A 14,058-nucleotide genomic window follows, 5' to 3' on the forward strand; every position below is an offset into this window, starting at 1 on the left:
GTAGCGACCTGACGCGATTCAACCTGTGCCCTCCGCACCTGTGCTTCGTCATCAAAGGTTGCATTATAAAACCACTGGAGTATTCCCATGAAACTGGCTGGAAAAACGGCATTCATCACCGGCGGCAATAGCGGCCTGGGTTTGGCGACGGCGAAGCTGTTCATCGCTGAAGGCGCCAAAGTCGCCATCACCGGTCGCAATCAGGAAACATTGGATCAAGCTCGGGAAGCACTCGGCCCGAATCTGCTGGCGATCAAGGCAGACCTCAGCGATGTCAAAGAGATCGAACGCGCGGTGGCAGAGGCCGTCGCCGTGTTCGGCAAACTGGACATCGTGTTCGCCAATGCTGGCGTTGCCGCACTGACGCCAGTGGGCAGCACGACCCTGGAGACGTTCCAGAACATTATTCAGACCAACCTCACCGGCACGTTCTTTACCGTGCAAGCGGCGGAGCCCCACCTGAATCCTGGTGCGTCGATCATTTTGAATGGCTCGGTACACGTCACGATGGGATGGCCCGGCTACAGCGCCTACGCGGCCACCAAAGGCGCGGTGCGCTCCATGACCCGAGTGATGGCCGCCGAATTTGCCCCGCGTGGCATTCGCGTCAATCAGATCACTCCCGGCGCCGCGCGCACGCCCGTGTGGAACCCCCTCGCCTCCACCTCCGCAGAAATGGATGCACTGGAGCAAAAGCTCGTGACCACCATTCCGACCGGCCGCATTGGCGAAGCGGAAGAAGTGGCGACCGTCGCGTTGTTCCTCGCCTCCAGTGATTCGTCCAATGTCGTGGGTGCGGAAATCGTCGTCGACGGTGGTGCAACGGGCGCACCATTGGGCGCACCGGCGCATAGAAGAAACTGGGAAGCGTAAAAAGGTTCTTCCGCGCAATGCCTGACTTTGAAGGGCATTGCGCGGAAGCCTGCGGCTTCGAAAACTGAATAAGCGCGCCAAACACTGCTTTACTGATTCAAATTCTGATTAAACGGGAAGCGCCCCGATGGAACGTCTCACCGCCAAAGATTTCGCCCCCGAACTGCTCGAACTCTACGACTACTACGTCCATGGCAAGATCAACCGCCGAGAGTTTCTCGATCGTGCGGCGTTGTTTGCCTTGGGCGGTTTGACCGCCAGCGCACTGCTCGCGTCCTTGAGCCCCAACTACGCGCTCGCCGAACAGGTGGAATTCACCGACCCGGACATCCTGCCTGAATACATCACCTACCCCTCGCCCAAGGGCCACGGCAATGTGCGGGCCTATCTGGTGCGCCCGGCCAAGGCCAGCGGAAAAGTCCCGGCGGTGGTGGTCGTGCATGAAAATCGTGGGCTCAATCCTTACATCGAAGACGTCGCCCGCCGCGTTGCCAAGGCCGGTTTCATCGCCCTCGCCCCTGACGGCTTGAGTTCTGTGGGCGGCTATCCCGGCAACGATGACAAGGGCCGCGAGCTCCAGGCGAAGGTCGATCCGGAAAAGCTCATGAATGATTTTTTCGCTGCCATCGAATGGCTGATGAAGAACGACACCACCACTGGCAAAGTCGGCATTACCGGCTTCTGCTATGGCGGCGGTGTCGCCAACGCGGCGGCCGTGGCGTATCCGGAACTGGCGGCGGCCGTGCCTTTTTATGGTCGTCAGCCAAAGGCTGAGGATGTGCCCAGAATCAAGGCGCCCTTGCTGCTGCATTACGGCGAGCTGGACAAGGGCATCAACGAAGGATGGCCGGCGTATGAAGCGGCGTTGAAAGCCTCAGGCAAAACCTATGAAGCCTACATTTATCCGGGCTGTAATCACGGCTTTCATAACGACTCGACGCCCCGATACGACGAGGCCGCCGCGAAACTGGCGTGGGACCGCACGCTGGCGTGGTTTCACAAGTACCTGGCTTAGGTATCAATTCCTTCGATCTTTTACATCACGAAGCCGAATTTTTTATTTGTCCCCGGCTTATTCAAGATGGCGCCATCTCGGATAAGTCGGACGACGCCCTCATGAACCTGAATTTTGCCTTTGCCTGCTTCATCGTCGTGTCGTTCGCGATTGCGCTGGGTCACGCTTGAGCTCAAGCGTCGACCTGAACCACTTCAATGCCCAACCGCTGATAATCCTCAACGTTGCCCGATGCCACCTGCTGCTCGGTGATCAGCGTGTTGATGCGATTGCACGGCGCGACCACAAACGGCTCCACCGCCCCCAGTTTGTCCGCCATGGTCACCGCCACCACGTGTGACGCGCTGTTGAGCATCGCCTGCTTCACCGGCACCTCATCGAAATGCAACGAGCTGATGCCGACATCGGGGTGAATCGCGCAGACCCCGGTGAACAGCAAATCGGCCTTGATCCCCTCAATCAGTCGCAACGTATCCTGTCCGCTGGCCGACATCGTCGCGGGATTGAGTTGCCCGCCAGCGAGGATCACTTTGATGCCTTTGTAGTCGGCCAAGGCAATGGCGATCATCGGCGACGCAGTAATCGCCGTGATGGCAATGTCCGCCGGCAGCGACCGCGCGATCTGCAGCGTGGTGCTCCCTGAATCGAACAGCACAATCTGGCTATCCTGCACCCGTCGTGCGGCGAGTTGCGCCAGGCGCGTTTTCACTTCATCGGTTTCACCGACCCGGGTGAAGAAATCCTTGCCCGTGTCTTTAGGTCGCGGCAACGCCCCGCCATGCACCCGTTGCACCAGTCCTGCGCTGGCGAGCTCTGACAAATCACGGCGGATAGTGTCTTCGGACACCGCAAAATGCTGGCTCAACTCAGAAGCCATGACCTTGCCGTCGCGCTCAAGGATCAGGAGGATTTTTTGCCGGCGAACCGAAGGTAGCTCGGATGCAGCGTGCTGATCTTGCATGTTTATGCCTGTTTTTACGTGTTTGTGCGAGATTAGCCAAGCCACCGGAAAAACACAATCGAGGCGGTGATTGATCAGGTTTCTGGCAAACTCCCCCGGTGCCTTCGTCCAGAGCAGCCATCACCCATGCTTTTTGCCCTTGTCTCCAACGGTTCAACACTGACGCCTGCACGCCCGGAGGTCACGGTTCCCTGGTGGAGTTTCACCAAGACCGTGCTCAGCGCCGCCGCGTTATCACTGGTGCGAGATGGCCTGTTCGACCTGGACGAAACAATGCCGGAAGGACCGTTCACTTTGCGCCAAGTGCTGCGGCATGAAGCAGGACTGGCGGATTACGCAGAGTTGCCGGAATACCACACTGCCGTGGCGAGCAACGAAGCCCCATGGACCGCCGATGAAATGCTGCGTCGACTGGATGCTACCCGGTTGCGCTACACACCCGGTGACGGCTGGCGATATTCCAACGTTGGCTACCTGTATGTAGCGAAACTCATCGAGCGCCTGACCGGTCTTGCACTGGAAGAAGCACTGACCGAACTGGTTTTTTCACCTCTCGGTTTGTCAGGCGTCCATCTCGCCAAAACGCCTGCCGATCTGCAGGGCGTGAACATGGGCACCGCGCAATGGTACGACCCACGCTGGGTTTATCACGGTCTGCTGGTCGGTCCACTGGATCAAGCCGCTGTTTGTCTGGATCGTCTACTGGCCGGTCAGACCCTGCCGCCGGCGTTACTGCGCGAGATGCAATCGGTTCGTACGCTTGGCGGGCCGATCACCGGGCGACCGTGGGTGGCGCCGGGTTATGCGCTTGGCCTGATGCAAGGCGCGGTCGAGGGTGGACTGGTTTTGAGCGGACACACCGGCGGCGGACCGGGCAGCGTGATCGCGGTCTATCGTTGCGGCGAAGGTGCAAACACCGCGAGTTGCGCGGTGTTTGCTGAGGGTGGCGCCGAAGGGGCTGTCGAGGCAGAAGCGGTGAGGCGCTTGATGAACGCGGTGATTCAATAATCCCCGTTTCCACTTTGCACGGCGAACGCCGACATCAGTTACTCGCCACCTGCGCCACATTGCCCGAGGTCACCAGCGCCTTCAGCGAAGCATCAAACTGCTTCAGCGCAGTCACCTGCAATTCGGTTTGCCGGTCGATTTGCGCGGCAATTTCCGGCGCCGCTTTGCCATGCACCCAAACCGAAGGCATTTGCTGTGCGCGTGAGCCTTCGGCCTGGCCGATGTACTGCAGATTCGCATCGTAGAACTTGGCCATGAAACGCGCTTCAACCTGATTATTGCGCTTGGACACCAGGCGACTGTAGGTGTCCAGCATCACCACCACGTCAGGGTGGGCTTGCACCAGTGCGTCGAGGTTGTCGTAGACCGTCACCGAACCGAACTGTTTTTGCAGCGAGCCCATGAGCCAGTTAATCGCAAGTTTCGGATCGGAGCTGTTGACGAACGCGCTGCTGATGCGCGAATCCAGCTGCGGGTTTTTCGCGCCGTTCACTGCCACCGCATGGTATTGCTCGAGGTATTGAAGGGTGTTGACGGTGTTTTCGCTGTAGAGCACACCCACCGATTGGGCGTGTTGCAGCCTGGCGGTGCTGTCGGCGACAGGGGGGAAATGGCAAGCAGGATCAGCCGCGTAGGCCGGCACGGTGGCGGCGACGCTGCCGGTGAATACGGCGATAAAAGCCAGCAAGGTAGACATTCTCATCGCACAGGTTCCTTCAAAGGCGAATTCGGTATGTGGCTATCCTCCTCCCATGGCGAAAAAACAGAACTTGCATTGCTTGATGGTGATTATTGATTAAACCAATGGTTGGGCAATGAACCTCGGTCTACGCTCTCCTGATGCCCCTTTTCCCCGTCGCCCATGGAGCCCAACTGTGAACCGGATGCCTTCCGCCGCCCTCTTGCTGACCGTGTTATTTGCCCTGTCGAATCCAGTCTCTGCCGATGCACCGGCCCTGAATGAAGCGCGCACATTGGTCGCCAAAGCGCACATGGGCAGCAATCTCCCGGTCATCGCCCTGTCGGCGGCGCAGGGCACGGTGTCCTGGTCGGTGATTGCCGAGAAGCTGGGGGCTGATGACACCAACCGCATCGTCTCCGAAGAAATCGCCGCGTTGCTGCCCAAGTACCAGCCGGAATGGGACGAGAACCTGGCGCGGGCCTATGAGAAGTCGTTCTCCGAGGAAGAGCTGTCATCGCTGGTCGCCGATGGACCCGCGTCGCAATACGTGGAAAAGGTCAAAGCCCAACAAGCCACCGTCGCTGGGGATATGCGTTCGACATCAGAGCCGATTGTGCTGGCGCTGGTGACGGAAGCGCTGAAAGCGACCATGGAAAAGCGCGTGCCGTAAAGCGGTCTACGCTGCTTCATGTACGCCACTTCCCACGCGTACCTTGGGAGAGACCGCCATGCTGCGCACCTTGCTGACCGCTTCATTGCTGCTTGCACTCAGCCTCCCGGCACAGGCCGGGGTCACGCCGTTCCCCGCCTCTTTTCATACGCAGGACATCAGCGTCGAAGGCGTCAAGATCCATGTGCGCGTCGGCGGCAAGGGACCGGCCGTGGTGATGCTGCATGGTTTCGGCGACACCGGTGATATGTGGGCGCCACTGGCGGCGGACCTGGCCAAGGACCACACCGTGGTGGTGCCGGACTTGCGCGGGCTCGGGCTGTCGGCGATCCCGGAGAGCGGCTATGACAAGAAGACCCAGGCCGGTGACGTCCGAGGGGTGTTGGCCGCGCTGGGAATCGAGCATTCAGTGGTCATCGGCCACGACATCGGCACCATGGTCGCCTTCGCCTACGCCTCGCGTTATCCGCAGCTGACCGATCGCCTGGTGGTGATGGATGCGCCGGTGCCCGGCATTCCGCCCTGGAACGACATCGTCCGCTCGCCGATGCTCTGGCATTTCGACTTCGGCGGGCCGGACGCCGAGCGCCTGGTGGCGGGTCGTGAACGCATTTACCTGGACCGCTTCTGGAACGAGTTTGCGGGCGACCGCAGCAAAGTCGATGAAGCCACCCGCCAGCATTACGCCAAGCTCTATGCCCGCCCCGGTGTGATGCACGCAGCCTTCGCCCAGTTTCGCAGCATTCGCCAGGACGCCGTGGACAACGAAGCCTCGATGAAGACACGGCTGACCATGCCGGTGCTGGCCATCGGCGGTGAAAAATCCTTTGGGGCCAATGAAGCCATCGTGATGCGCAACGCGGCGGACAACGTCACCGAAGTGGTGATCCCGGGCGCAGGGCACTGGCTGATGGAGGAAGCGCCGACGGCGACCATTCAGGCGATACGCGCCTTCATTGCACCGTGACGGCGTCGCTTGATACGCCCTTGTTACGTGGCTGATTCCGACGAACTCCACGCTGTTACCTCAGCGACCGTGTTGTCACTTCTGCGCGACCTGGCCGGCCAATAAAGTAGTGCCTTCGGTGTGCAGGCACGGACGTTCGGCCAGGCTGCCCATCGATCCCCCCATCACGGAAGAGGTGACACCATGTATTTCGTCATTGTTGAAAAGAACCAGAGCAGCGTCCCATCGGAAGCCGATCTGAAAAAGGCCATGGTCGAATCTGGCGGCAAGCCGGGTGAAGTGACCGGCGACAATGCCCGCCGAAAAATGACCTATATCGGCGAGGTCAGTCAGACGGTGTTCGAGAACAAGCTGATCGAGGTCGCCAAAGGCAAACGCACCAGCTGGAACTTCACCTTTGCTGATGCACCGGTGAGTGCGGCGGCGCACTGAGGCCACGGCGGGGCGGTCGAAGGGCCGCCCCGCTGTCTCATCGCTTGATACTCCGCCGTTACACACGCTGTTACCTGCCGGGCTGGAACCGTGTTGATGCGCCCTCTGACTGTAACGCCAAGACACTTCGCCGCCCCGCTCCGCCCGCCTACAGTGAAGCCGTCGATGTGCTCAATGAGCCATTGATTGCCCGACACACCACACCAAGGAATAGGGAAACCATGAGCAAATCCATTGCAGTAAGCGAGCATCAACAAAAACTTCATGACAACGTGCAGGCCGCCGTCAAATCGCTGCTGGCCGCGCCAACGGCCTTGAAAACCACTGACTACAGCAAGGTCCTGGCGGCGACCCTGGCGGCGACTCAAAAGTCGGTCAAAATCCAGATCGCCGCGGGCGACCTGACCACGCTTAAGCAGTCAGGCTACAAGTTGTGTTTCGCCAAGAAGGTCGGTAACGAAGCCTTCAACGTGGTCTGGCAGTCCTATGTTCAATACCTGAGCAACAACACCTTCAGCTGGACCCCGCAGTATCAGCTGTTCGGCTCCAACTCGTTCCAGGCCAACGTGCAAGTGGAAGTCTCGACCAACATCGTCACGATTGGACTGGGTCAACAGTCAGTACTCGACAATTCGGGGTTGATGGGCCCGGCGACGACCGGCGGCCCTGACACGGCGATCACCCTGATCAACAATTACGGCAACATCCACCCTGGCGTCAGCCAATTGTCCACCGGCATCGATGGCAAGCAGGTCAGCACCCCGATCTACGTGGCCTCCAATCCAGTGGTCCTCGGCTCCACGGCGTTGACCCCGGTCGAAACCATATTGGTGTGGTTCGAACAGAACGTGCAGACCAGCACCATGTTCAGCACCTCACGCTCTCAATCCGTCGAAATCGACCTGACTAACGCCAACGATGCCACCCGCCTCTACTCCGGAGGCAGCTGGACCGTCGTGTAACACCTGCAACCGGGGCAACCTTGCGGTTGCCCCGTCTACTCAAGCGTCACTGCCGCCACGGGCGAAATACCCGGTCAATGACTGGCAGATCGACTCCGCGAGATCCTCCTGAGTGGCGATGCCGTAAGGGCGATTGCGATCAAACTGTTCTGACCAGCGAATTCGCCCCTGTGCGACATCAATCAGGCGCACCGAAGCCCGAACCCGGGTCGACTCAACCCGCACACTGCCCTCCAGCGAATAATTGCCGCGCCCGGCCCGCACCATGTCCGAGGCTTTGACGCTGCTGCGCGGCACCTTCATCAATACATGGTTGCCACGGTTTTGCGTCTGCTCGAACGATTCGAACAGCCTGCAGCTCAGCTCTTCACACAAGCCCCGGGCAAAATCGTCGCCGTCGCGGGTGATGCAGGTGAACGGCTGAATCTGCAACACCGGGTTGCGTGTCGCGATTGCCTTGGGCCGAAGCCGTTGATAGGCGAGGCGATAACACCCGGCCGGAATACTCAGGTGTACCGGGTCTTGCTGACCGCTGGTGGCGTAATGCGCCGCGAGTTTGCGGCGCAATCGCCCCACCTGCACGCGCACCACCGGATCGTCGCCGGTGCAGTAAATCGCCGGATCACGGCGAAACACCGCCAGGCCGATGGCGTGCTCGGTCAGTGCAATGTTCGGACTTTGAAGGTCATGATCGACCAGGAAGCGCAACAGGTCGCCCATCCGCCTGGACTTGGCAAACACCGGGCTGGCCAACAGTTGCGCCAGCACCCGCTCCATTTCTTCACGATCAAGTGGCTCGGGAACACCCTCGGCACTTGAATTGCCAACGTGCTTGATCACCATTGCCTGCCTCCGTGCAGGTTATCGACAATCGCTCGCCACCTCTTTGGAGGTGGAATTGATACTGAAGTCGTACTCCTTGACCCTCTACAACGCCCCCGCCGGGGAAGGCTCGGACGCTGCAAGGTCGAAGCTTAGCAGCCGGCAGGAAATGGGTTGGATAATTGCCGCTGGCAGGGGGGCCTGCTCGTCTGATCCGTAGTTTTTTGCCGGTTCTGTCTCTGTACTGCCACCCGCGCCGGTCCGACAATGACCAGCAGACCGCTACAGTTTGTTAATATCCACGCGCTTTTTTCGTCTGATTCATCAGCCGCCCAAGATTTCACGTCGCTACACAGGATTTTCCCCCATGAGTACGTTGTATTCCCGTCGCACTGTCCTGCGCGGCATGAGCCTGTTGAGCCTCGGCCTGCTGGCCGGTTGTGATGACAGCAGCAAGCTGTCGTTCAAGTACGGCAAGGACCTCAGCGACAAGATCATGGGCCGTACCTTCAAGCTCAAGGACGTCGACGGCGAAACCCGGATGCTGACCAGTTACCGCGGGATGATGCCGATGATTTTCTTCGGCTTCACCCAATGCCCGGCCGTGTGCCCGACCACCCTGGCCCGCGCCGTCCAGGCGAAAAAACTGATGGGCCGCGATGGCGAAAAGCTCCAGGTGATCTTCATCACCCTCGACCCTGAACGCGACACGCCGCAGATGCTCGACAAATACGTCAAATCCTTCGACCCGACGTTCGAAGCGCTGCACGGCACGCTGGAAGAAACCGCCGCCACCGCCAAGGAATTTGGCGTGTTCTTCGAAAAAGTCCCGAACGGTGACAGCTACACCCTCTCCCACACCGCGACCAGTTACGTCTTTGACTCCCGGGGCAACTTGCGCCTGGGCCTGTCCGCGTCCCTTACCGCCCAAGAGTGCGCAGAAGACCTGCTCACCGTCATGGAGGTCTGCTAATGACTGCAACATCGTTCAAACGCATCAAACAACTGGTCCTGGGCCTGTCGCTGATTGGCCTGGCGTTCCAGGCCGCGGCGCAGACCGAAGTCCACGACGCCTGGGTCCGCGCGAGCGTTGCCGGCCAACCGTCCACCGGCGCCTTCATGACCGTGCAAGCCGACAGCGACAGCACCCTGCTGAGCGTCCAGTCCCCGGTGGCTAAAACGGTACAGATTCACCAAATGAGCATGAAAGACGATGTGATGAAAATGGGCATGGTCGAGTCCGTCGCGCTGCCGGCCGGCAAGCCTGTGACTTTCGATCCCCACGGCTACCACGTGATGCTGATTGACCTGACTGCTCAGGTGAAGGAAGGCGATAAAGTCCCGCTGACCCTGACGGTGAAAAACGCCAAGGGCGAGCAGGAAACCATCGAAGTGGAGGCCGAAGCACGAGCACTCGGCACGATGGATCACAGCAAGATGCATTAAGGCGTTGGCCTTAATGCTGTAACCGTTTCAAAACAGGCGTCCGACAACCCCCCTCCAAACCCGCTGCCCAGGCGGGTTCGGACGCTCTGCCTCAGTTATTTATACTCAAATGCCAGCTTAATAATATTTTACCGATACCAGGGTGATCCCTAGTCTTGACCCCAAGAGATGGCAGGCCATTAGCGACCTGAATCCCACTTCGAAGGGTAAAGAGATGACCACAGAAAAAACAAAAACAGACACGCTGATCGTTGGCGCCGGTCAGGCTGGCGTGGCCATGAGTGAACACCTGAGCAAACTCGGTGTGCCGCACCTGGTGTTGGAGCGCAACCGGATTGCCGAGCGCTGGCGCACCGGCCGTTGGGATTCGCTGGTGGCCAATGGTCCGGCGTGGCACGACCGCTTTCCGGGCATGGAATTCGATGACCTGAGCCCCGACGGCTTTGCCCCGAAAGAACGTGTCGCCGATTACTTCGAAGCCTACGCCAAGAAATTCAACGCCCCGGTGCGCACCGGCGTCGACGTGCTGAGCGTCAAGCGCAATGTCGGCCGCCCAGGCTTCACCATTGAAACCTCCGACGGCGTGATCGAGGCCAACCGTGTGGTAGCGGCCACCGGGCCGTTCCAGAAACCGGTTATCCCGCCTATCGCGCCCAAAGATCAGCCGTTCATTCAGATCCACTCGGCGGATTACCGCAACCCCGAGCAACTGCCGGAAGGCGCTGTGCTGGTGGTCGGCGCTGGTTCGTCGGGCGTGCAGATCGCCGATGAATTGCAGCGTTCGGGCAAGCAGGTGTACCTGTCGGTCGGCGCCCACGACCGCCCGCCTCGCGCTTATCGCAACCGCGATTTCTGCTGGTGGCTGGGCGTGCTCGGCGAGTGGGATCAGGCGGCGATGAAACCCGGTCGGGAACACGTGACCATCGCGGTCAGCGGTGCCCATGGCGGCAAGACCGTCGACTTCCGTGGCCTCGCCCATCGCGGCATGACCCTGGTCGGCCTGACCCAATCGTTCAATGGCGCCGTGGCGACCTTCCAGCCGAACCTGGCCGAGAACCTGGCGCGCGGGGACGAGAACTACCTGGCGCTGCTCAATGCCGCCGACGCTTACATCGAGCGCAATGGACTCGATCTGCCTGAGGAACCTGAAGCACGCATTACCTTCCCTGATCCGGCGTGCGTAACCCATCCGATTCTTGAACTCGACCTGGTCAAGGCCGGCGTGACTTCGATCATCTGGGCCACCGGTTTTGCCACCGATTACAGCTGGCTCAAGGTGGGTGCTTTCGACGACAACGGCAAGCCGCAGCATCAGCGCGGGGTGTCGAGTGAGCCTGGGGTTTATTTCCTTGGTCTGCCGTGGCAGTCGCGTCGTGGGTCTTCGTTCATCTGGGGGGTTTGGCACGACGCGAAATACGTGGCCGATCACATCGCCATCCAGCGTTCGTACCTCGACTACCACGATGCGGCGCAGCGTCAGGCTGAAGCCGTGCCGGTCGTCCACAAAACCACTGTCAGCGCATAAGACTTTTTTCAGGAGCTTCACATGGCCACGCCAACCCATACCCGTATTCGCATGTTCAACACCAAGGAAACCTACCCGAACCAGAGCCTGGACAACGATTTGTGCCAAGCCGTGCGGGCCGGGAATACCGTTTATGTTCGTGGCCAGGTCGGCACTGATTTCGAAGGCAAACTGGTCGGTCTGGGCGACCCACGAGCGCAGGCCGAGCAGGCGATGCGTAACGTTAAACAATTGCTGGAAGAGGCTGGCAGTGACCTGAGCCACATCGTTAAAACCACCACTTACCTGATTGATCCGCGGTATCGCGAGCCGGTTTATCAGGAAGTGGGCAAGTGGCTGAAGGGCGTGTTTCCGATTTCGACCGGGTTGGTGGTGTCGGCGCTGGGGCAGCCGCAGTGGTTGATGGAGATTGATGTGATAGCGGTGATTCCTGAGTAAGACCGAGTTGCGGCCATCGCGAGCAGGCTCGCTCCCACAGGGGATTTGTATTCCACGCAGATCAAATGTGGGAGCGAGCCTGCTCGCGAAGACGCCCGCCCAGACACAGCAACAGCCAAGGGTTTAACCAAGGAGCAAAACCATGACCTTCTCCATCGCCGCCCGTTGCCCTGAAACCGGTCAGTTCGGCATCGCGATCAGTTCCTCCAGCATCGCCGTCGGCGCCCGCTGCCCGTGGTTGCTGCCGGGTGTCGGCGCGGTCTCGACGCAAAACATCACCCTGCCCTCACTCGGCCCTGAAACCCTCGCCCTGATGGAACAAGGCCTCGCACCGGCCGAGGCGCTGGACAAAGTCCTGACCCGCAACGGCTACAGCCAATACCGGCAAATCACCGCCATCGACCACCTCGGCCGCACCGCGCATTTCAGCGGCGCGCAAACCCTGGGCAATCACAACGCCGTGTCCGGCGAACAATGCGTGGCGGCCGGCAACATGCTCGCGGAGCGCTCGGTGATCGAGGCGATGGTCGAGGCGTTCGAGCACGGCGAAGGTCAACTGGCCGACCGCTTGCTCGCCGCGATGAAAGCCGCGATTGCTGCCGGCGGTGAAGCCGGGCCGGTGCATTCGGCGGCGATGATCGTCGTCGGTGAACTGACCTGGCCGATCATCAACCTGCGGGTCGACTGGGCCGACGAAAACCCTATCGGTGAGCTCGAGAAATTGTGGGACGCCTACCGCCCACAAGTTCAGGACTACATCGACCGCGCCCTCGCCCCGGACAAATCCCCTGGCTACGGCGTCGCCGGAGACGACCGATGAGCCACAGCCGCGAGTTGTTGCAGACGCTGGTGGCGTTCGACACCACCAGCCGAGAGTCCAACCTGCACCTGATCGAGTTCGTCCGCGATTACCTCGCGGGCTTCGATGTGCCGTGCGAGCTGGTCTACAACGAACAACGCAGCAAGGCCAATCTGTTCGCCACGATTGGCCCGGCGGACGTGCCGGGCATCGTGCTGTCGGGGCACACCGATGTGGTCCCCGTCGACGGTCAGCCGTGGACCGTTGCGCCGTTCGAACTCACCGAGCGCGACGGCAAACTCTACGGTCGCGGCACGGCGGACATGAAAGGCTACATCGCCTGCGTGCTGGCCTTGGTGCCGTCGCTGGTGAAGGCCAGGCTGCGCGTGCCGGTGCACATCGCGCTGTCTTATGATGAAGAAGTCGGTTGCCTGGGCGTGCGTTCGTTGCTGGCGGAACTGGAACAGCGTCCGGTCAAACCGATGCTGTGCATCATTGGCGAGCCAACCGAACTGAAACCGGTGCTCGGGCATAAAGGCAAACTGGCGATGCGTTGCGATGTTCACGGGGAAGCGTGCCATTCGGCGTACGCGCCGCTGGGGGTCAACGCGATTGAATACGCGGCTGAACTGATCGGTGAATTGGGGCGCATTGGTCATCGACTGCAGGCGCCGGAGCTTCACGATGCACGGTTCGATCCGCCGTTCAGCACTGTGCAAACCGGGGTGATTTCGGGGGGCAAGGCATTGAACATCGTCCCCGCTGATTGCCGCTTCGACTTCGAAATCCGCGCCCTGCCCTCGTTTGATCCCAATGATGTGGCGCAGGAACTGAAGGCCTACGCCGAGCAACAGGTGTTGCCGCGCATGCGTGCCGTGAGTGAACAGAGTGAGATTCGCTTCAGTGAGCTGTCGGCGTACCCCGGTCTGGTGACCGATGCGCACTGTGAAGCCGCTGAGTTGATTGCCGCTTTCTCCGATTCCCGAGCCTTCGGCACCGTGGCGTTCGGCACCGAGGGCGGCCTGTTCGACGCCGCAGGAATCCCCACCGTGGTATGCGGCCCCGGCAGCATGGACCAAGGCCACAAACCCGACGAATTCGTCAGCCTCCAACAACTCACCGAATGCGATGCGATGCTGCAACGGATGCTGCTGTCGATCAGCTAATCCGCCCCACACACATCTCCCCTGTGGGAGCGAGCCTGCTCGCGAAGAGGCCGTGTCAGCCAGCATCAATGCAGCTGACCCACCGCTTTCGCGAGCAGGCTCGCTCCCAAAAACCGCGTCCACGCACGATTGTGTGGTGAGCTCCTGTAGGAGTGAGCCTGCTCGCGATTGCGGACTCACATTCAACACCTCTATTGCCTGCCAATCCCACCTCGCAAGCAACCACATGCCCACAGTTTTCCAGCGACCAACCGACATACATTTTTTAACGTCTATACCCACAATCTTACTA

16 protein-coding genes are annotated in these 14,058 nt (G+C 60.2%); 13 read left to right on the forward strand and 3 right to left on the reverse strand.

All coding sequences use genetic code 11. From position 1 onward, the window contains the following. The first annotated feature begins 87 nt into the window (after positions 1 to 87). Both ACWKV5_RS01305 and yghX read left to right on the forward strand, forming a co-directional pair. Positions 88 to 873 carry an SDR family oxidoreductase gene (locus ACWKV5_RS01305; protein WP_483839818.1) on the forward strand — a complete coding sequence of 262 codons (786 nt, stop codon included), beginning with the start codon at positions 88 to 90 and terminating at the stop codon, positions 871 to 873. A 127-nt stretch (positions 874 to 1,000) separates the two neighbouring features. Beyond that, positions 1,001 to 1,888: a YghX family hydrolase gene (gene yghX, locus ACWKV5_RS01310; RefSeq protein WP_483839819.1), complete on the forward strand. Its 888-nt coding sequence runs from the start codon at positions 1,001 to 1,003 to the stop codon at positions 1,886 to 1,888. Positions 1,889 to 2,060: 172 nt separating this feature from the next. Here the strand turns inward: yghX and ACWKV5_RS01315 are convergent, their stop codons facing one another. Further along, positions 2,061 to 2,849 carry a DeoR/GlpR family DNA-binding transcription regulator gene (locus ACWKV5_RS01315; protein ID WP_483839820.1) on the reverse strand — a complete coding sequence of 263 codons (789 nt, stop codon included), beginning with the start codon at positions 2,847 to 2,849 and terminating at the stop codon, positions 2,061 to 2,063. 126 nt (positions 2,850 to 2,975) lie between these two features. On the opposite strand from ACWKV5_RS01315, the gene ACWKV5_RS01320 reads away from it, so the two are divergent. Further along, a complete protein-coding gene (locus tag ACWKV5_RS01320) occupies positions 2,976 to 3,857 on the forward strand; it encodes a serine hydrolase domain-containing protein (protein WP_483839821.1) in 882 nt (293 codons plus the stop codon). Between the two features lie 34 nt (positions 3,858 to 3,891). On the opposite strand, the gene ACWKV5_RS01325 is transcribed toward ACWKV5_RS01320, so the two are convergent. Next, positions 3,892 to 4,560, reverse strand: a complete 669-nt coding sequence (locus ACWKV5_RS01325; protein ID WP_483839822.1) for an ATPase — start codon at positions 4,558 to 4,560, stop codon at positions 3,892 to 3,894. Positions 4,561 to 4,732: 172 nt separating this feature from the next. Between ACWKV5_RS01325 and ACWKV5_RS01330 the strand changes: the two genes are divergently transcribed. From ACWKV5_RS01330 to ACWKV5_RS01345, 4 genes are all read left to right on the forward strand, one after another. Next, positions 4,733 to 5,209 carry a DUF2059 domain-containing protein gene (locus tag ACWKV5_RS01330; RefSeq protein ID WP_483839823.1) on the forward strand — a complete coding sequence of 159 codons (477 nt, stop codon included), beginning with the start codon at positions 4,733 to 4,735 and terminating at the stop codon, positions 5,207 to 5,209. A gap of 58 nt (positions 5,210 to 5,267) precedes the next feature. Then, entirely contained in the window at positions 5,268 to 6,176 is a 909-nt protein-coding gene (locus ACWKV5_RS01335; RefSeq protein WP_483839824.1) for an alpha/beta fold hydrolase, read from the forward strand. A gap of 183 nt (positions 6,177 to 6,359) precedes the next feature. Further along, a complete protein-coding gene (locus ACWKV5_RS01340) occupies positions 6,360 to 6,608 on the forward strand; it encodes a hypothetical protein (protein ID WP_123436051.1) in 249 nt (82 codons plus the stop codon). A 221-nt stretch (positions 6,609 to 6,829) separates the two neighbouring features. Beyond that, entirely contained in the window at positions 6,830 to 7,570 is a 741-nt protein-coding gene (locus ACWKV5_RS01345) for a hypothetical protein (protein ID WP_483839825.1), read from the forward strand. A 39-nt stretch (positions 7,571 to 7,609) separates the two neighbouring features. Here the strand turns inward: ACWKV5_RS01345 and ACWKV5_RS01350 are convergent, their stop codons facing one another. Further along, on the reverse strand, positions 7,610 to 8,413 hold the full coding sequence (locus ACWKV5_RS01350; protein WP_483839826.1) for a hypothetical protein: 804 nt from the start codon (positions 8,411 to 8,413) through the stop codon (positions 7,610 to 7,612). A gap of 346 nt (positions 8,414 to 8,759) precedes the next feature. On the opposite strand from ACWKV5_RS01350, the gene ACWKV5_RS01355 reads away from it, so the two are divergent. The 6 genes from ACWKV5_RS01355 to argE all read left to right on the forward strand — a co-directional run bounded on the left by ACWKV5_RS01355 (position 8,760) and on the right by argE (position 13,766). Next, positions 8,760 to 9,365, forward strand: a complete 606-nt coding sequence (locus tag ACWKV5_RS01355) for an SCO family protein (RefSeq protein WP_483839827.1) — start codon at positions 8,760 to 8,762, stop codon at positions 9,363 to 9,365. Continuing rightward, positions 9,365 to 9,838 carry a copper chaperone PCu(A)C gene (locus tag ACWKV5_RS01360; protein WP_483839828.1) on the forward strand — a complete coding sequence of 158 codons (474 nt, stop codon included), beginning with the start codon at positions 9,365 to 9,367 and terminating at the stop codon, positions 9,836 to 9,838. The genes ACWKV5_RS01355 and ACWKV5_RS01360 overlap by 1 nt, the downstream gene beginning before the upstream one ends. 178 nt (positions 9,839 to 10,016) lie before the next feature. Further along, the gene (locus tag ACWKV5_RS01365) at positions 10,017 to 11,363 is read left to right on the forward strand and encodes a flavin-containing monooxygenase (RefSeq protein ID WP_483840307.1); all 1,347 of its coding nucleotides are present in this window, start codon (positions 10,017 to 10,019) and stop codon (positions 11,361 to 11,363) included. Positions 11,364 to 11,384: 21 nt separating this feature from the next. Beyond that, positions 11,385 to 11,801, forward strand: a complete 417-nt coding sequence (locus ACWKV5_RS01370; RefSeq protein ID WP_027925290.1) for a RidA family protein — start codon at positions 11,385 to 11,387, stop codon at positions 11,799 to 11,801. Positions 11,802 to 11,943: 142 nt separating this feature from the next. Then, positions 11,944 to 12,621, forward strand: coding sequence for a DUF1028 domain-containing protein (locus tag ACWKV5_RS01375; RefSeq protein ID WP_483839829.1), 678 nt, complete (start codon positions 11,944 to 11,946; stop codon positions 12,619 to 12,621). Then, a complete protein-coding gene (gene argE / locus ACWKV5_RS01380; protein WP_483839830.1) occupies positions 12,618 to 13,766 on the forward strand; it encodes an acetylornithine deacetylase in 1,149 nt (382 codons plus the stop codon). The genes ACWKV5_RS01375 and argE overlap by 4 nt, the downstream gene beginning before the upstream one ends. Positions 13,767 to 14,058: the final 292 nt, after the last annotated feature.

The sequence above is a fragment of the Pseudomonas oplopanacis genome, assembly GCF_057128725.1.